Consider the following 17,990-nt stretch of genomic DNA (forward strand, 5'->3'; position numbering starts at 1 on the left):
AATGGGTTTTTATTTTGGCGGTTAGCTGCTCTATATTCTAATGAAATGTGAGTGAGGTTAAAAATTAATAATTTAAACACCATATAATAATTGGATATATCTAATAACAGGAGGTTATATGAGCATTAGTCGGCGTAATTTTTTGCGAGGAGTGGGTATCGGTTGCTCGGCCTGCGCGATAGGCAGTTTTCCGCCTGGCGCACTGGCGCGAAATTCTCCAGAGAGCATTAAGGGGAAAACATCCCTGACGCCAAGCTTGTGCGAAATGTGTTCTTATCGTTGCCCAATACAGGCACAGGTAATTAATAACAAGACGGTTTTTATTCAGGGGAACCCTAATGCGACTCAACAGGGCACGCGTGTCTGCGCACGCGGAGGCAGTGGTGTTAGCCTGGTCAACGACCCGCACCGTATTGTTAAACCCATGAAACGCACAGGGCCTCGTGGCAGCGGAGAATGGCAGGTTATTAGTTGGGAACAGGCTTACAAAGAAATTGCCGAAAAAATGACGGCAATAAAAGCGCAGCATGGTCCTCAGGGGGTCGTATTCTCTTCCAAATCTGGTTCGCTTTCGGGTCATTTATTTCAGCTGGCAACGGCATTTGGATCGCCAAACACCTTTACGCATGCGTCGACATGCCCTGCCGGAAAATCGATTGCCGCCAAAGTGATGATGGGCGGCGATTTGGCTATGGATATCGCCAATACCCGTTATATGGTCTCTTTTGGCCACAATCTCTATGAAGGTATTGAGGTTGCCGAAACGCATGAACTGATGACCGCGCAGGAAAAGGGCGCAAAAATGGTCAGCTTCGATCCCCGTTTGTCAGTTTTCTCCAGCAAGGCGGATGAATGGCATGCGCTCAAGCCGGGCGGCGACTTGCCGGTGTTAATGGCCATGTGTCACGTCATGATTAATGAACATCTGTATGACGCGGACTTCGTTGCGCGCTACACCACAGGGTTTGACCAACTGGCCGAAGCGGTACAAGAGACCACGCCGGAATGGGCGCAAAATCAAGCTGATGTGCCTGCTGATGTTATTGTTCGTGTCACCCGCGAAATGGCCGCCTGTGCGCCTCATGCTATCGTCAGCCCTGGCCATCGCGCGACGTTTTCGCAAGAAGAAATTGATATGCGGCGTATGATTTTCACCCTCAATGCGCTGCTGGGAAATATTGAGCGTGAAGGCGGCTTGTACCAGAAAAAAGCCGCGGCAACCTACAATAAGCTGGCCGGAGAGAAGGTCGCTCCGGTGCTGGCAAAACCTGATGCCAAATTGCCCAAGCCAACGGCGCAGCGCATCGATTTGGTTGCCCCACAATTCAAGTACATCGCGGCGGGCGGCGGCGTGGTGCAAAGCATCATCGATGCCGTGTTAAACCAGACGCCGTATCCGGTGAAGGGATGGATTATGTCCCGTCACAATCCTTTCCAAACCGTGACCTGCCGACCTGATCTGGTCAAAACCGTCGAACAACTCGATCTGGTGGTCAGTTGCGATGTCTATTTAAGCGAAAGCGCGGCATATGCCGATTATCTGTTACCCGAATGCACCTACCTTGAACGCGATGAAGAAGTCTCTGACATGTCGGGCCTGAATCCGGCCTATGCCCTGCGCCAGCAGGTTGTAGAGCCGATAGGGGATGCGCGTCCGAGCTGGCAAATCTGGAAAGAGCTGGCCGTGCAGTTAGGTCTTGGGCAGTTCTACCCCTGGCAGGATATGCAGACACGGCAGCTGTACCAGCTTAATGGCGATCATGCGCTTTCCGCTGAACTGCGTCAGAAAGGATATCGGGAGTGGGGTGTTCCGCTGCTGCTGCGGGAACCTGAAGCAGTGCGTCAGTTTGTGGCGCGTTATCCGGGCGCAGTGGCGGTTGACGGCGACGGTACCTATGGCGAGCAACTGCGCTTTAAATCCCCGTCTGGAAAAATTGAACTCTACTCTGAAGAGCTGGAAGCACTTTTGCCTGGCTACGGCATTCCGCGCGCCCGCAATTTTGCACTCAAAGGCGACAATGAACTCTATTTTATTCAGGGAAAAGTTGCGGTGCATACCAACGGCGCGACGCAATATGTACCACTGCTGAGTGAGCTGATGTGGGATAACGCGGTGTGGATCCACCCGCAAACGGCCCGTGAAAAAGGCATCAAAAACGGCGATGAGATTTGGCTGGAAAATGCGACCGGTAAGGAAAAAGGCAAAGCGCTGGTTACTGCCGGAATTCGACCCGATACGCTGTTCGTTTATATGGGATTTGGCGCCAAGGCGGGAGCCAAAACCGCGGCGACGACGCACGGTATTCACTGCGGTAATTTGCTGCCGCATGTTACCAGTCCGGTTTCCGGTACGGTGGTGCACACCGCTGGCGTCACGCTTCGTCGGGCATGAGAAAGGAGAACATCATGAATCAATCAACAAACCCTTATGTCATGCTGCATGACGAGAAACGCTGTATTGGCTGTCAGGCGTGTACGGTTGCCTGCAAGGTACTGAATGACGTGCCGGAGGGATTTAGTCGCCTACAAGTGCAGATCCGTTCACCCGAACATGAACCCGAAGTGCTGTCCCACTTCCAGTTTGTTCGCGTTTCCTGTCAGCATTGTGAAGATGCGCCGTGCGTCAGCGTCTGTCCTACTGGCGCTTCATTTCGTGACGAAAATGGCATTGTGCAAGTGGATAAGTCTCGCTGTATTGGTTGTGACTACTGTGTTGCCGCTTGCCCGTTCCATGTCCGCTACCTCAACCCACAAACGGGGATTGCCGACAAATGTAACTTCTGCGCCGATACTCGCCTGGAGGTCGGACAATCGCCAGCCTGCGTTTCCGTTTGTCCGACGGATGCGCTGAAATTTGGTCGTCGCGATGACCCGGAAATTCAGCACTGGATTAATCAAAAAGAGGTTTATCGCCAGCAGGATACGCGTAGCGGCCCGGTAAGTGTCTATCGGCGTAAAGAGATCCATCAGGAGGGTAATGTATGAATTCTATCTGGGGAGCAGAGCTTAACTATGCGCCGGACTACTGGCCGCTGTGGCTCATTTATGCAGGCGTTATTATTGTGCTGATGATTGCGGGCCTGGTAACGCACGCGCTGTTACGTCGGATGCTGGCGCCCAAAACGGCAACCGGGGAAGAGCATCGGGACTACCTCTATTCGCTGGCGGTCCGCCGCTGGCACTGGGGTAATGCGCTGCTCTTTATCCTGCTTCTGCTGAGCGGCCTGTTTGGCCACTTTTCTGTCGGACCGGTGGCCTTAATGGTGCAGGTACATACCTGGTGTGGCTTCGCATTGCTGGCCTTCTGGATTGGCTTTGTGTTAATAAACGCAACCAGCGGCAACGGCTGCCATTATCGCGTGAAATTTAGCGGGTTGATATCACGCTGCCTGCTGCAAACACGCTTTTATCTGTATGGCATTATGAAAGGTGAGCCGCACCCGTTTGCCGCAACGGCAGAGGACAAATTTAACCCGCTGCAACAGCTGGCCTACCTGGCCATCATGTACGCACTGGTTCCACTACTGATCATCACCGGGTTGCTATGTCTCTACCCGCAGGTGGTAGGGGTTGGGCCGGTGATGCTGGTGCTGCATATGGCGTTAGCGATTGTGGGCTTACTGTTCATCTGCGCGCATATTTACCTGTGCACGCTGGGTGACACGCCAGGGCAAATTTTTCGCAGTATGATCGATGGTTATCACCGCCATCGCAGTCATCACGCAGAGACCGCGCCGCATAAAGGGTAGTTCCGGCGAGATTTGTCTCTGAAACCCTTTCCTGATAGCAAGAAAATGTGCCTTATGTCACATTTTCTTGCAATTTATCCATGTTTGTTCGACAGAACTTCCGTAAAAAGAACGGCTATTTCTCCCTTTCCTGAGGACATGCTGTTGAAACGCCGTTTGTTTATTGCCGCTTCACTATTAACGATGAGTTTTTCGCCCGCCTGGGCGAGCGATGCCGTGAGCTTCGCCCCACAACCTCCTGCGATTACTGCCGGGGCATGGGTGTTAATGGATTACACCACGGGCCAAATCCTGACAGCCGGTAATGAACACCAGCAGCGCAATCCTGCCAGCCTGACGAAACTGATGACTGGCTATGTTGTCGATCGCGCAATTGACAGCAAGCGTATTAGTCCGACAGATATTGTGACCGTCGGGCGCGATGCATGGGCAAAAGATAATCCGGTATTTGTCGGTTCATCCTTGATGTTCCTGAAAGAAGGGGATCGCGTTTCGGTACGTGACCTCAGCCGTGGGTTAATTGTTGATTCCGGTAATGATGCCTGCGTGGCACTGGCGGATTACATCGCCGGAGGCAGCCGCAGTTTGTCGCGATGATGAACAACTATGCGCAAAAACTGAACCTGCAGGACACCCATTTTGAAACGGTACATGGTCTGGATGCGCCGGGTCAGCATAGCTCGGCGTACGACCTGGCTGTGCTGTCCCGCGCTATCATCCACGGGGAACCGGATTTCTACCATATGTACAGTGAGAAAAGCCTTACCTGGAACGGCATCACACAGCAAAACCGTAACGGTTTGTTGTGGGATAAAACTATGAACGTAGATGGCCTGAAGACAGGGCATACGTCCGGTGCCGGGTTTAACCTGATTGCTTCCGCCGTCGATGGTCAGCGCCGCCTGATTGCGGTGGTGATGGGCGCGGAGAGTGCGAAAGGGCGCGAAGATCAGGCGCGTAAACTGCTGCAATGGGGGCAACACAACTTCGATACAGTGCAGGTTTTGCGTAGCGGTAAGCAGGTTGGCACTGAACGCATCTGGTATGGCGATAAAGAAAAAATCAGCCTCGGAACCGAGCAGGATTTCTGGATGGCCCTGCCTAAAGCAGAAGTCCCTAACATCAAAGCAAAATATGTCCTTGATAAGAAAGAGCTGGTTGCTCCCATCGCTGCGCATCAACGTGTGGGGGAAATTGAACTCTACGATCGGGATAAGCTGGTGGCACATTGGCCTCTGGTTACGCTGGAATCCGTCGGCGAAGGCGGCGTTTTCTCGCGCCTGAGCGACTATTTCCACCACAAGGCGTAGTTTTTCCTGATGCGTCTGACTGGCTAGAGTGCGAATCTGCTCACATAATAATCACTATTTCCTTGTGGCCGACATAACCAGAAATTACACTGTATATAAATACAGTGTAGCAGTGGAGGTTGTATGGAGTACGAGATAAAGCTGGTCGAAAAACGCATGATTGCCGGTTTCCATATGGTTGGACCGTGGGAACAAACGGTGAAGCAGGGGTTTGAGCAATTAATGAAGTGGGTCGACGGTAAACAGATTGTGCCGTTGGAATGGATTGCTGTTTATTACGACAATCCTGATGTTGTTCCTGCGGAAAAACTGCGCTGTGATACCGTGGTTTCTGTGCCTGAAGGTTTTGAAATCCCGGAAAACAGCGAAGGGGTGATCCTCACCGAACTGGCGGGTGGCGACTATGCTGTCGCCGTTGCGCGCGTTGAGAATCACGATTTTGCAACGCCTTGGTATCAGTTCTTCGAGCGCCTGTTGCAGGATACGACTTATGCGATAGCCGCTAAACCCTGCTTTGAAGTTTATATGAACAATGGCATGGAGGACGGTTACTGGGACATTGAAATGTACGTGCCAGTGCAGACGAAGTAACTGTTTGGGGTGTAAATCAGGATGATCTTTTCACGCTAAAAACAGGTACAATTCGCTTCTTTGCTATTCCCTGACGGAGTGCATGAGTGCGTGCAGACAAATCGCTGAGTCCTTTTGAAATTCGTTTGTATCGTCATTATCGTGTGGTGCATGGTATTCGCATTGCGCTGGCGTTTCTCCTTACTTTTCTGTTGGTACGCCTGTTAAACATTCCTGAAGGTACATGGCCTCTGATCACGCTGGTGGTGATCATGGGGCCAATATCTTTTTGGGGTAACGTTGTTCCCAGGGCCTTTGAACGTATAGGTGGCACGATCCTGGGCTCGGTCCTGGGACTGGTTGCCCTGCGTCTGGAACTCTTCTCGCTGCCGTTAATGCTGATATGGTGCGCGGTAGCGATGTTTCTCTGCGGCTGGCTGGCGCTGGGGAAAAGGCCGTATCAGGCGCTGCTGATTGGCATAACGCTTGCCGTGGTCGTGGGTGCGCCTGCCGGAGATATGAATACCGCGTTATGGCGCGGCGGTGATGTTATTCTGGGGTCGTTACTGGCGATGCTGTTTACCGGCATCTGGCCGCAGCGAGCATTTATACACTGGCGTATCCAACTGGCGCATTGCGTCACGGGGTACAATCGGGTGTATCAGGCCGCGCTATCCCCCAATCTGCTCGAGCAACCGCGGCTGGAAAAGCATTTACAACAACTGTTGAGCGACGTTGTCAAAATGCGTGGGCTCATCGCTCCTGCCAGCAAGGAAACCCGCATTCAAAAGTCGATCTTTGAGGCTATTCAGACGGTGAATCGCAATCTGGTCTGCATGCTCGAGCTGCAAATTAATGCGCTGTGGGCCAGCCGTACCAGCCACTTTGTCATGTTGAATGCGCATACGCTGCGTGAAACTCAGCTCAGGACCCAGCAGGCACTACTGACAATAACCCACGCCTTGTATGAAGGTAATCCGCAGCCGGTGCTTGCCAATACGGAAAAGCTCAATGACACCGTGGCAGAGCTGCGTCAGCTTATTGCTGAGCATAAAGGCGATAATGTCGCAGAAACGCCCATTCACGGCTACGTTTGGTTGAACATGGAGATGGCTCGACAGCTGGAGTTACTCTCACATTTAATCTGTCGCGCACTGCGCAAATAAAGAGCAGATGAGGGGATTGGTTCTACTGCTGCTTCGATTCAGCAAAGATTAGAGGTATGATACTGAAAAAGGCTAAAACCATTGGTAACTGCAATGGCTTTACCCTCGATAACTCAGGTTTCAACCATGCATTGTCGATGCAGATGCAACTTGAAGTATGGCGGGCATGAAAGTAATGTTGACCCACTTTAGCCGTTGTTTTAACGAATCCGAATCTCACATTATCAGGGGTGTAAAAATGGAAACTACCAAGCCTTCTTTCCAGGACGTGCTGGAATTTGTTCGTCTGTTCCGTCGTAAAAACAAACTGCAACGTGAAATCCAGGACGTTGAGAAAAAGATCCGTGACAACCAGAAACGCGTTCTGCTGTTGGACAACCTGAGCGACTACATCAAGCCAGGTATGAGCGTGGAAGCGATTCAGGGCATCATTGCCAGCATGAAAAGCGATTATGAAGATCGTGTTGATGACTACATCATCAAAAACGCCGAGATCTCTAAAGAACGCCGCGATATCTCTAAAAAGCTGAAAGCCATGGGCGAAGTGAAAAACGGCGAAGCGAAAGCCGAGTAACGATTTTATGCTTGTCCGGGTCGCTGCCGTGCGGCGACCCTTATTGCAGTTCGACCCCGCCCGTTACCATGCGTAACAAATGCTGTTCTGGCCAGTGAATCGTAAGTTTTTTCTGCGTCAGCATCCATTTAATGTAATCCACATCATGACGATTTCTGTCCAGCATCAGTCCGACTACGCTGCCGCTGTGCGCGACGTTGACGCCGTATAAATCACATTCTTCCACCAGTGCTAATAGTGAATCAAAATCCGGCTTTGGTAACAGCAGTTGGCTGGCGATTGCGCTAAGCGTAGCCGCTTCTCCCAACCGGTAAGGATTTTGGCTAATACAGGCTTCCTGTACTTTTTCCCATGCCCGTTTGAGGGCCGCAGCTCCCGCCTGCAAGCCGGAATGACGTGGAATACGGTGATAATCCGCGGTGCGCAATGTTTCAGGGCTTTCGAGAACCAGCAGATCGAGTTGAGGCTGAGCTTCACAACCAATTTGCGTGGAGGCGTTGTTATGATCGAAAAGAGTAAGCTTACGAAAAACGGTGCTGTCGGTCGGCTCCAGCGAAACGCAAAGCTGTGCCAGTGTTGGCTCGTCCAGCTGATGGCCCAGATAATGCGCCGCGGCGATGGCCGTGGCGGCAATATCCGCAGTGCTGCTGGCCATTCCTTTCGCGATGGGAATGGTTGACTGAACATCTATCCGGATATCCTGACTGAGATGCGCCGGGTACTGCCAGTGCTGTAATAACCTGTCAACCATTGCCCGAGAAAGTGGACGTTCATCAGTCAGCGGTGAGCCTGAAGTGACCTCAACGGTGCTATACCATTCGACCGGGCAGGAGACCAGTTTCTCACTGCCCAGAATCCAGCCCTGGATAAGTTCTCCGCACGATGCGGGACATTGCGCAACAGCCACGTCTTCACCTTTGTGTTCAGCAATCCTCGGCGCATAGTGTCATGGCGATCGCGCTATTACCATGATTTGCCGCAATTTGCGGTGCGGCAATATCAGGCGGGAATGCCCAATGTCACAGTTTCTGATATCGCTAAACGCATAACGTCCTGGGCTATCATCAGCTCTTCATTGGTATTAATCACCGCCACTTTAACCACCGCATTTTCCGTTTGAATAAAGGTGGCGTTACGCTGATTTTTTTCTTCATCAACGGCCAGACCTAAGAAATTCAGGTTGTGGCAAATCGCGGCGCGAGCACGCGCTGAATTTTCACCAATTCCCCCGGTAAACACCAGCGCATCCAGACCGCCCATCTGCATAATATAGCTGCCAATAGTGGCGCGAATCCGCTCGGCAAAAAGCGTCAACGCCAGTGCTGCCTGGTGATTGCCCGTATCTGCGGCATGTTCAACGTCCCGGTAGTCGGGTGAAACACCAGAAACTCCGAGTAATCCGGACTCATTGTTGAGCAATTGGTTGAGCTGCTGCGGGGTTTTGCCTTCACGCAGGGCAATCCACGGCAGAATGGATGGATCAATATCGCCACTTCGCGTGCCCATCATTACGCCAGACTGCGGCGTAAATCCCATGGAGGTATTCACCGAGTGTCCGCCTTTGATAGCGCAGATGCTGCTGCCGTTGCCCAGATGACAACAAACAACCCGCAGGGCGCTGAGCGGTACCCCCAGCTTTTCAGCAAGCTGAGCGCTGACATACTTGTGGCTGGTACCATGAAAACCATAACGACGAATACCCAGCTCTGAGTAGTAGCGCCAGGGCAGGGGATAGATGAAAGAAGGCTCATCAAGGGTCTGATGAAAAGCCGTGTCAAAAACCGCAACGGCTGGCGTTTTCGGCAGTAGCTGGCGAAATATCGCAATCCCCAACGCATTAACCGGGTTATGAAGCGGTGCCAGTTCCGCAAGGCGTTCGATTTCCGCCAGTGTATCATCGGTTACCCGTGCGGAATCTTTGAAGGATTCTCCACCGTGTGCGACGCGATGGCCTACGCCGTCGATCTCTTCCAGACTGCTGATAATATTGTGGCTGAGCAGTTTTTCCAGTAGCAGCGTTACTGCTTCACGGTGATCGGCTACGGGCAAAGTCTCCTGCCATTTTTGCGCTGGTGCTTTTAGGGTGACCTGCGCATCAGACATACCGATACGCTCGATCAGTCCCTGGCAAATCATTTCACCCTGCGGCATCGCCAGAAGCTGAAACTTAAGCGAGGAACTACCTGCATTAATGGCCATTATTTTGTGAGACATGAAGGTTCCTTTGCATTCAGAAAAATGAACATCTCATCGACCCCGGTATTCTCCAGCGCGCTGGTGACAAATACTTTTTGCGCGCCAGCCTGAACTAGCCAACTCTCCACGAGAAAAATACGCTGCGGGCTGGCTAAATCGGCTTTGGTGACGAGGCCGATAACGGGTCGGTTCATCGGGCCAGTAAAACCTGGAGAAAAAGGTGACCACGGCGCGTCAGCATTGAGAACCAGCGCGATGATGTCTGCTTCACAGGCGCTGGCCAGCAGCGCGCTGTACAGGCAGCGGTTTTCGAGATACTCACCCGGTGTGTCTATCGTTGTGGGAGACCAGACAATGGCCTGGGTTTTCTGATAATGAAGCGCCTCTCCCCGCATGCACTGTGTGAGTGACGTTTTACCGCACTGGCTGGGGCCAATTAGCATTATGCGTTTCATGAGATTATGTCCGGGTGATGGGACAGGCGGTAAAACGCATCATTTCGCCCAGCGTCCGGGTTACCTGTTTCAGCGCGTACTCAACGGCGGAAACATCGCCCGTCAGTACCACGGCGCCGGTAAAACGGTCGAGAAAACCAATCTCTACCGCCCCGGATTTCGTGGCGATATCACAGGCGATGATTGAGGCTTCGCTGGGGGTAATCGTCAGAATACCGATTGCGGAAACCGACTCTGGTAATCCCAGTTTCTTGAACAAATCTTTACCCGGATTAGCGATAAGATGCGCCAACGTAACCTGCTTGCCAGGAACATATTCCTGAATCATACGATCCGTGGTGGGTTGTCTTTCCATTATCCCTCCACCATCTGTCGCCACATGCTTTCATGCGGACGAGGGATGACCGAACGGTAAACCAACAGGCCTTTATCACCCGCACTTTCACTGGCAACTGTCACTGCGTTATTCACATCAGACACATCGCCAGCGACAACCATGTAGCACTTGCCGCCAATACCAAATGCCATATGGACGCGTACCAGCGTGACATTGGAGGCTTTAACCGCACGGTCGGCGGCGCAGATGCAGGCCGCAACGCTCCATGTTTCAACAATGCCCACGGCCTGACGCTTATCCACGCTGTTAAGTCCACTGATCGCAGGAAGTACGCTGGCGTGAATGTTGGGTAATACCAGACTATCAACGAGCATATCGCCAGCAAGAGAAGTTCCGGTGGCGATCGCCTGTTGTACTGCGCCTACGTCACCACCGAGCATGAGCAGAAATTTACCCGGGCAGATGGTCTTGCTGACCAGTAAATTCACATTCGCGCTTTTTAACATGGCATCGCCCGCTTCCATTCCTTTGGCAATGCTGGTGAGTTCTAAAATCCCTATAGCCTGAGACATGATTAACCTCTTATTACCGTGATGGATTGCTCAGTAATTTCGCTGACAATACCGTCAATAGTGGCGTGGACAGGTGCGCCTAATGCACCGGACGGCACATCGGCAACGCATTGACCGCGAACAACGTTTTCGCCCTGCTGTACACATGGGATGGCGCTGGCACCAATATGCTGGCGTAGCAACAGCGTCGTTTTATCTGTGGGATAATCAGTCTCAGTCAGTGGCGCATCGTGATACCAGTCGCTAAGGCCCAGTTTGGTAATAAGGCGCTTCACCGGAATAAGCCGATACTTCGCCATTTCATCCTCAGGATTTAACGGCCCTTCATAACGATGGTTGAGCGCCCGTAGCTCGCGTTTAAGCATGCGGTTGATTCGCATCGGTGAAATCCCAACCGGACAGGCTACGCTTTCACATACATTGCATTCTGAACAGGTCAGGGCCGTGAGCAGTAACTGCGGTGTGGCCGTCTGCTGATAATTAACCGCGCGAACCAGCAGGTGCGGCGATAATTCATGTCCGATCAAATGCCTTGGGCACAAATCCGTACACAAACGACACTGCTCGCAAACGGTTTTTGCGACGGAAAGCACGGTGCGTTCATCCTGCATCCGCCGCTGAATCAACGCATGAGACTTTGGTAAAACCAGCAGTCCCCCGGTGGTCTTGCTGACTGGGGTATCCAGTGAGGTAATCAGGCCGCCCATCATCGGACCACCGTTAATAAAACCGGGATCGTCAACGGTAACACCACCGGCCAACGCCAGAACCTCACGTAAAGACATTCCGATAGGGACGGTAAGAGTGATTGGTCTGGCGACCGCGCCGTTAACGGTCAGGGTACGGCGCGTAACCGGATACTGCTGCTCAACGGCTCTGGCGATGTTGAGCACCGTCTGGACGTTATTGACCACCACGCCGACGCTGACCGGCAGCGCGGCAGGCGGAACTCGCCGGCCCGTTGCCATCCAGATGGTCAAAACCTCGTCACCAGCCGGGTAGACATCAGGCAAAATATGTAAGCGGATCCCGGCAGGCAGAAGGGGCGTTAACGCATTGATAGCCTTTTGATATTTCTCTTTGAGCGCAATAATACCGGCCCTGGCCCCGGTAGCCGTCATGGCATATTGAACGCCACGGATAAGTCGCTCAGCCTGAACGGCCATCAATTGCTGGTCAACTTTCAGCATCGGTTCACATTCTGCCGCATTGACCAGAAACGTATCGACCTGCGCCTGTAATTTTACGTGAGCAGGAAAGCCTGCGCCTCCGGCCCCGACAACACCCGCTGCGCGAACGCGTTCGCGAATTGTCTGCGCATCATAAAGCGTGGACTCTGCCGTCATGGCTGTCTTCATAATAATTCCTCAAGCAGTTCCTGCATGGCGCTGGCGTCGGCAACACGAGGATTGGTTTGCAGCGTGACATCAGCCAGCGCGGCCTGAACCATCGACGGTATACGTTGTGACCAGGCTTGCTTTCCGTCTTTAAGCGCGTCAGCAAAAGAAGGTAACGCACACTGTTTTTTGAGTAGCTCTATATGACGAATTAGCGCATTCAGTGCCGCCGTATCGTTCGCGTTATCCGGGCATAGGTGGCAGGCTTTAGCGAAACGGGCATAGCGCTTCGCAGCCCGCGGATCGCGGGCATTAAAATGAATGACATGGGTCAGCAGCAGCGCATTGGCAAGTCCGTGGGGCAGATGAAACTGGCCGCCCAACTGATGGGCAATCGCATGATTGATACCCAGACCAGCCTGACTGAATGCCATTCCCGCGAGCGTTGACGCGTTGTGCATTTTTCCTCTGGTTGCCAGGCAGTCGCCTTTGCTGACGGCGACAGGCAGGTACTGGAAGACAATTTGTGCCGCTTTTTCAGCCAGCGCATCGGTGAAGTCGCTGGCTTTCGTGGACACGTAAGCCTCCAGCGCATGCGTTAATACGTCCATGCCGGTATTCGCTGTTATGGCTGGTGGAACGCTGACGACCAGCGTCGGATCAAGGATGGCCATGTCCGGATAAAGCGCATTATTAAATAATGGATACTTAATGCCTTTATCCGGATCGCTAATCACGCAGGCGCTGGTCACCTCCGATCCCGTGCCGCTGGTGGTGGGAATTGCAACGCAGGTTTCAATCTCAATACCGAACTGTCGGCTGAACCAGACGATGGCTTTTGCGGCGTCCAGTGCAGAGCCACCGCCAAAACCAATGACTACATCCGGTCGTAGGGACTGCATTTGCGCAATCCCTTGTACTACCGTGCTAATGGTGGGATCGGGGGTGATATCGCTGAAAATGCTGATGCGGTTATCCGCTGGCAGCGCGTCGCGCAGCTTTTCAATCAGGGGAGAACGCGCGAGAAAACCATCGCAGATAATCCAGATATGCTTATTCGTGAAGCGCTTAAGCACATCCAGGCTTCCCTGGCCGCTGTACAATCGAGTTTGCAGTGAAAAGCTTTTCATAACGGCCCCATTAGCGAATAGAAAAACCGTTTGTCAGCACGCAACGACGAGAGCGTGCGAAAGTGCGCGCAGATGTCGTTCCTTCGCCGGTCGGCGTTGCGATGGTGAAGGTGGTAAAGCCTTCACCACCAACGCCAATCCCAGCATAAGAGGGGCCATTTTTCACAAAAATGGAGGTCTGAAGCGTGCGCGCGGCAAGGTTCAGACGTGACACATTTTGCGAATGCATAATGGCGGTGTGATGCAATCCCTCTTCAACCTTCAGGGCCAACGTTAACGCGCTGTCAAAATCGCTCACCGTTACGATGGGGAGCATTGGCATCAGTTGCTCGCTGGTAACCCATGGGTCGTCAGCCTTGACGATACCTATCAGTAATCGAGGTGCTTTTGCCGGAACTGGTATTCCCGCGGCTTCCAGTAAGGTTGCCGGGCTTTTCCCTACCAGTTGTTTATTGGCTATTCCTTCTGGCAGACAAACTGCGCGCAGTTTGTCTACCTCTTCGCTATTGAGTCGCATCGCGCCAAATGACTGCATTTGTTGAACCAGTCGTTCGGCAACGGCATCAACAACAATGAGGCTCTTCTCAGCAATGCAGGGGAGGTTGTAATCAAAGGATGCGCCATTGATGATATCTTCTGCCGCCTTAACCAGGTCGGCTGTTTCATCAACAATGCAGGGAGGATTGCCTGCGCCTGCGCCAATGACTTTTTTCCCGCTTTTCATGCCCATAGCAACAATGCCTGGACCACCGGTAATCGCCAGAACTGCGATTTTAGGGTGCGCCATCATCTGCTGGGTAGCCTCAAAAGTGGGTTCTGTGACCGTGACGACAAGATTCCGAATCCCGCAGCAGCGAAAAGCAATATCTTCAATCATGGTAATCAGCTTCAGTGAGACCGCTTTTGCACCTGGATGTGGGCTAAAATAAACGCTATTTCCCGCAGCCAGCATACTGATGCTGTTGTTAATAATGGTTTCCGTCGGGTTGGTGCTGGGGGCGACGGAACCAATCACGCCAAAGGGTGAATACTCGAATAACACCATGCCGCCGTCGCCGGTAAGCGCCGTGGTGGTGAGATCTTCGATGCCCGGGGTATTGTCCAACGCAGCTTTATTTTTAAGGAACTTATCCTCTTTGTTGCCCATTCCCGTTTCGGCAGCGCTTTCAGCAGCCAATGAAGCAAGGTGAGGCGTCAGCTCTTCTCGCAGGGCGTTAATGATGGCGCAGCGGGTTTTCAATGGACATTGCAGATAACGCAGAAAAGCCTGATGAGCGGCATCGATCGCTTCGCTAACGGACGGAAAAATTCCATTACCCTTAACTTCTGTTTTTGCCGGGGCAAGTTGCTCACTCAAAATGTTACGAATAAGGGTTTCAAGTTCTGAAGTGTTCATTGATGTGTTCTCACGTTAATTGCCGCAATGGCCGTTTCTGCAATGTCCATATCCTGCTCAACGCTTCCCCCGCTGATGCCAAGACCCCCAAGGAGTAACCCCTCACGCCATAATGCGTACCCGCCACCGAAGGTGACGACTTTTCCCTGCATATGGCTTTCCAGACCGTAAAGCGCGGCGCCTGGCTGCACTGCCGATGTCAGCTCGTGCGTGGCGGTTTTCATTGCCACGGCGGTCCAGGCTTTTTTCGGTGCCAGTTCGCTACTGACGAGTAATGCGTCAGGCATGCGCCAGGTCACCGTTTGGGTCCCATTCGCATCAACAATGCTGATGACGACCGGAACCTGAAGTTCTTCTGCTCTCGTTACCGCAGCGCGAGTGAGTTGGTGGAGTTCCTGAAAAGACAGAGACATAGCCGGCTCCCTGGTGGCTGATGTACGGATGGCTGCGAGATAACGCACCGCCACTTTCTGAATAATGTTGTTTTGATGGGCGTCATGATCTTCTGCTCGTGCAAGCGCATATAAGCAGTCGGAGAGGCGATTGATATAACGCATCAGCACGTGTCTGACGGAAATCTCGGTGGAGAGTTCGACCAGTCGCCTCTCTGCGCGGCGGGCCAGCGTGCGGGCAAAGTGCAGACGGCTGGCGGCTTCGCTGCGGCCAGGTAAAATAAAGCTGCGTAGGGGGGGCACTCTCCCCATCGCGGTATCAATGGCGGCTTCCAGCGCGGCAATTTCTTCTGAGCTGATGTAGCGCTGCTCTGGCGCTGGCTGTTCGCTTTCGCTTGCCAGCTCGGCGCTGAACCAAAAAAGCTGCAGTTGAATGTTTTCGAGTAACTGGCGGTGCTGCGGGTTTTTCGCTGCGCAAACACACAGGCTAAGCGCCGCATTAAGTTCGTCCAGCGTACCGTAAGCCTCGACGCGCGGGTGCGTTTTGCTCACGCGTTGCCCGGTAAAGAGGGCCGTTGTGCCAGCATCGCCAGTGCGGGTATAAATCGCCATAGTTCCTCCTAACGAGAAAGCGTGTCGACAATGCCGACGATAGCCAGATCGATGGCCTCATTAGGGCCGGAAAAAACGTGTCTGGCGCTGGAGCCACTGCTGAGTAATACCAGTTCTCCAGTTCCAGCGCCGACAGAATCAACTGCGACTTCATCTCCACTCACAGGGGACGCGGGAAGTTCTCCGTCCGCACTCACCCGACGTACCAGCAACAGTTTCTTCCCCACCAGTGATGGAGATTTTTGCGTGGAAACCACAACGCCTGTAACCCGTGCCAGATGCATAGCTCACTCCTGCTTAATTAATTGGACATTTCGCGTACCGACGGCGTCCTGAGCCAGAGCCGTCACGACACATCGACGACGTAGCACCAGAACGCCCCCCTTCAGTTGGGCGACGTCGGCATAGCTGAGAAGTTTGTCAGGATGCAAAACGATGATTCGCCCCAGCTCGTCACTGAACTCCAGAGGCAGACGCGCAAGTTTTCTAACGGGGATTGCGGGTAACAATCGGTGTTGTAGTGAAATTTTCACGCGGACTCCGCATGCCAGCGCTTCGTGGATCGTTACCACCGACATGTTGTCCGCGCAGCCCTCGGCTATTTGCTCCAGCAATGGCAGGTCCGCCTGCAGGAGGTGGAGCGACGAGTACTGGCAGCACAATGTCCGTGGTTCGATTTCTCGTAACTGCGCGATGCTAAGCGAGAGCGTGCTTTCCGCGCGTTTTTTTAATCGGGAAACAACCTCCTCGATAATGCGTTGCAGCAGTTCGTTGTTCATCGTGGGCTCACCAGTGTGGCAAATGCCTGCGGATTATCTGCGCCCGCAGCATTGGCTTCGTCGGTATCGATATGCATCTCAAGGCGCATATCCGGCGAAACGCGTACGGCGACGTTATCGAAAATCAGTCGACGTTCATCGCCATTAATGGCAACAGAGACTTTATCGCCATGGGAAACGCGCAGGATTAGGGCATCGAGCGGCGACATATGGATATGGCGTTGAGCGACGATTACCCCGGATGCTAAGTCCAGTTCAGCAAATGGACTGATAAGGCGAACGCCTGGCGTGCCCTCGATACTGCCTGACATCCGTAGTGGAGCAGCAATTCCCAACGTACGAGCGTCGGTACGAGAAATTTCGACCTGACTGGTGCTACGCAGTGGGCCGAGTAAGCGCACATTTTTTAACTGACCTTTTGGTCCCACCAGCGTGACGGTCTGGTCTGCTGCATATTGTCCGGGCTGCAGCAGCTCTTTTTTCTCACTAATAGGGTGATTGGGAAACAAGCGGTCGTAATCTTGAGCGCATAGATGAATATGACGATTAGAGATCCCTAGCGGAATAGGGCGCTCACGCATTTCATCCAGAACTTTGGTGACCGTTGTCTCCAGTTGCTGTTTATCCATCACGCTTCACCTCGTTTGCCTGAGTGCAGACAAAGAGAGCGCGGCTCGCCTTTTTGACGGGGGCAGGCAGGGTCAAGACACAGATTGCAGCTAATCAACTCTGCATCTTGCGGCGCTTCGGGCGCTGCATGGTCCTCAGGCATCTCTTCATGTGGTACGACCGGTGTCGGGGCGGGCGCTGGCTCAGACTCAGACTCCGGGATGACGCTATGTGACAGAATGCCATCCCCTGGTCTGGATATGACTTTATGAGCCACCAGTCCATCTCGCTGATCAGCGAAACTGACACCGGTGGAAATGGCCGCCTGGACGGAGGCCACATCCCCGATTATCTTGATCACCATCCAGCCTGAACCGTTGGTTTTTTCGAGGCCCACCAGCGTGATGGAGGCGGCTTTCGCCATGACGTCCGCGCAACTGATGGCTAATGCCAGACCACTAACTTCAAGTAATCCCAGTGATTGCTTCACGCTGTGCTCCTTGGTTGCAACGACTTATGCGGATTTAGGTAAAATGGCTTCAACGTCGCTGTGCGGACGCGGGATAACGTGGCAGGATTTCACCTCGCCAACGGCGCTTGCTGCAGCGCTTCCTGCATCTACGGCAGCTTTCACTGCGCCGACATCGCCGCGAACCATAACGGTGATAAGGCCTGAGCCGATTTTTTCGTAACCAACCAACTGCACGTTTGCGGATTTCACCATGGCATCAGCGGCTTCAATAGCGCCGACGAGCCCTTTTGTTTCAACCAGTCCCAGTGCGTTATTCATACTGCTTTTCTCCTGT

20 protein-coding genes and 1 pseudogene are annotated in these 17,990 nt (G+C 53.0%); 7 read left to right on the forward strand and 14 right to left on the reverse strand.

Annotated features, from left to right (window positions below; genetic code table 11):
- The first annotated feature begins 118 nt into the window (after window positions 1-118).
- The 7 genes and pseudogenes from phsA to HV345_RS09325 all read left to right on the forward strand — a co-directional run bounded on the left by phsA (window position 119) and on the right by HV345_RS09325 (window position 7,369).
- Window positions 119-2,392 carry a thiosulfate reductase PhsA gene (gene phsA / locus HV345_RS09295; RefSeq protein ID WP_016153549.1) on the forward strand — a complete coding sequence of 758 codons (2,274 nt, stop codon included), beginning with the start codon at window positions 119-121 and terminating at the stop codon, window positions 2,390-2,392.
- Window positions 2,393-2,406: 14 nt separating this feature from the next.
- Window positions 2,407-2,985, forward strand: coding sequence for a thiosulfate reductase electron transport protein PhsB (gene phsB / locus HV345_RS09300; RefSeq protein ID WP_016153548.1), 579 nt, complete (start codon window positions 2,407-2,409; stop codon window positions 2,983-2,985).
- A complete protein-coding gene (gene phsC / locus HV345_RS09305) occupies window positions 2,982-3,749 on the forward strand; it encodes a thiosulfate reductase cytochrome B subunit (protein ID WP_181636539.1) in 768 nt (255 codons plus the stop codon). Before phsB ends, phsC begins: the two co-directional genes overlap by 4 nt.
- Window positions 3,750-3,887: 138 nt before the next feature.
- A pseudogene (dacD, locus tag HV345_RS09310) lies at window positions 3,888-5,059 on the forward strand (serine-type D-Ala-D-Ala carboxypeptidase DacD).
- Window positions 5,060-5,182: 123 nt separating this feature from the next.
- Window positions 5,183-5,650: a DNA gyrase inhibitor SbmC gene (sbmC, locus tag HV345_RS09315; protein WP_016153545.1), complete on the forward strand. Its 468-nt coding sequence runs from the start codon at window positions 5,183-5,185 to the stop codon at window positions 5,648-5,650.
- A gap of 86 nt (window positions 5,651-5,736) precedes the next feature.
- A complete protein-coding gene (locus tag HV345_RS09320) occupies window positions 5,737-6,795 on the forward strand; it encodes an FUSC family protein (RefSeq protein WP_016156885.1) in 1,059 nt (352 codons plus the stop codon).
- Window positions 6,796-7,033: 238 nt separating this feature from the next.
- Complete coding sequence (locus HV345_RS09325; protein ID WP_003834176.1) at window positions 7,034-7,369, forward strand: DUF496 family protein; 336 nt, start codon at window positions 7,034-7,036, stop codon at window positions 7,367-7,369.
- Window positions 7,370-7,409: 40 nt separating this feature from the next.
- Here the strand turns inward: HV345_RS09325 and HV345_RS09330 are convergent, their stop codons facing one another.
- The 14 genes from HV345_RS09330 to pduJ form a co-directional block, all read right to left on the reverse strand.
- A complete protein-coding gene (locus HV345_RS09330) occupies window positions 7,410-8,276 on the reverse strand; it encodes an L-threonine kinase (RefSeq protein ID WP_016153543.1) in 867 nt (288 codons plus the stop codon).
- A gap of 92 nt (window positions 8,277-8,368) precedes the next feature.
- Window positions 8,369-9,583: an acetate/propionate family kinase gene (locus tag HV345_RS09335; protein WP_047357931.1), complete on the reverse strand. Its 1,215-nt coding sequence runs from the start codon at window positions 9,581-9,583 to the stop codon at window positions 8,369-8,371.
- Window positions 9,568-10,020: a propanediol utilization protein PduV gene (gene pduV, locus HV345_RS09340; protein ID WP_101700016.1), complete on the reverse strand. Its 453-nt coding sequence runs from the start codon at window positions 10,018-10,020 to the stop codon at window positions 9,568-9,570. The genes HV345_RS09335 and pduV overlap by 16 nt, the downstream gene beginning before the upstream one ends.
- 4 nt (window positions 10,021-10,024) lie before the next feature.
- Window positions 10,025-10,375, reverse strand: coding sequence for a propanediol utilization microcompartment protein PduU (pduU, locus tag HV345_RS09345; protein ID WP_016156881.1), 351 nt, complete (start codon window positions 10,373-10,375; stop codon window positions 10,025-10,027).
- A complete protein-coding gene (pduT, locus tag HV345_RS09350; protein ID WP_101700015.1) occupies window positions 10,375-10,929 on the reverse strand; it encodes a propanediol utilization microcompartment protein PduT in 555 nt (184 codons plus the stop codon). Before pduT ends, pduU begins: the two co-directional genes overlap by 1 nt.
- Window positions 10,930-10,931: 2 nt before the next feature.
- Window positions 10,932-12,287 (reverse strand): cobalamin reductase PduS, encoded by a 1,356-nt coding sequence (pduS, locus tag HV345_RS09355; protein ID WP_181636540.1) that lies wholly within the window; start codon window positions 12,285-12,287, stop codon window positions 10,932-10,934.
- On the reverse strand, window positions 12,284-13,396 hold the full coding sequence (locus tag HV345_RS09360) for a 1-propanol dehydrogenase PduQ (protein WP_016156879.1): 1,113 nt from the start codon (window positions 13,394-13,396) through the stop codon (window positions 12,284-12,286). The genes pduS and HV345_RS09360 overlap by 4 nt, the downstream gene beginning before the upstream one ends.
- Window positions 13,397-13,406: 10 nt before the next feature.
- Entirely contained in the window at window positions 13,407-14,792 is a 1,386-nt protein-coding gene (gene pduP, locus HV345_RS09365) for a CoA-acylating propionaldehyde dehydrogenase PduP (protein WP_181636541.1), read from the reverse strand.
- Window positions 14,789-15,796: a two-domain cob(I)yrinic acid a,c-diamide adenosyltransferase PduO gene (pduO, locus tag HV345_RS09370; RefSeq protein WP_181636542.1), complete on the reverse strand. Its 1,008-nt coding sequence runs from the start codon at window positions 15,794-15,796 to the stop codon at window positions 14,789-14,791. The genes pduP and pduO overlap by 4 nt, the downstream gene beginning before the upstream one ends.
- 8 nt (window positions 15,797-15,804) lie before the next feature.
- Window positions 15,805-16,080, reverse strand: a complete 276-nt coding sequence (locus HV345_RS09375; RefSeq protein ID WP_003030211.1) for a EutN/CcmL family microcompartment protein — start codon at window positions 16,078-16,080, stop codon at window positions 15,805-15,807.
- Window positions 16,081-16,083: 3 nt separating this feature from the next.
- Window positions 16,084-16,575, reverse strand: coding sequence for a microcompartment protein PduM (gene pduM / locus HV345_RS09380; protein ID WP_181636543.1), 492 nt, complete (start codon window positions 16,573-16,575; stop codon window positions 16,084-16,086).
- Window positions 16,572-17,204, reverse strand: a complete 633-nt coding sequence (locus HV345_RS09385; protein ID WP_181636544.1) for a phosphate propanoyltransferase — start codon at window positions 17,202-17,204, stop codon at window positions 16,572-16,574. Before HV345_RS09385 ends, pduM begins: the two co-directional genes overlap by 4 nt.
- On the reverse strand, window positions 17,204-17,674 hold the full coding sequence (locus HV345_RS09390; RefSeq protein WP_181636545.1) for a BMC domain-containing protein: 471 nt from the start codon (window positions 17,672-17,674) through the stop codon (window positions 17,204-17,206). Before HV345_RS09390 ends, HV345_RS09385 begins: the two co-directional genes overlap by 1 nt.
- Before the next feature lie 24 nt (window positions 17,675-17,698).
- Window positions 17,699-17,974 carry a propanediol utilization microcompartment protein PduJ gene (gene pduJ, locus HV345_RS09395; RefSeq protein WP_001057752.1) on the reverse strand — a complete coding sequence of 92 codons (276 nt, stop codon included), beginning with the start codon at window positions 17,972-17,974 and terminating at the stop codon, window positions 17,699-17,701.
- Between the last annotated feature and the right edge of the window lie 16 nt (window positions 17,975-17,990).

The sequence above is a fragment of the Citrobacter sp. RHBSTW-00986 genome, assembly GCF_013783065.1.
Classification (GTDB): Bacteria; Pseudomonadota; Gammaproteobacteria; order Enterobacterales; family Enterobacteriaceae; genus Citrobacter; species Citrobacter braakii.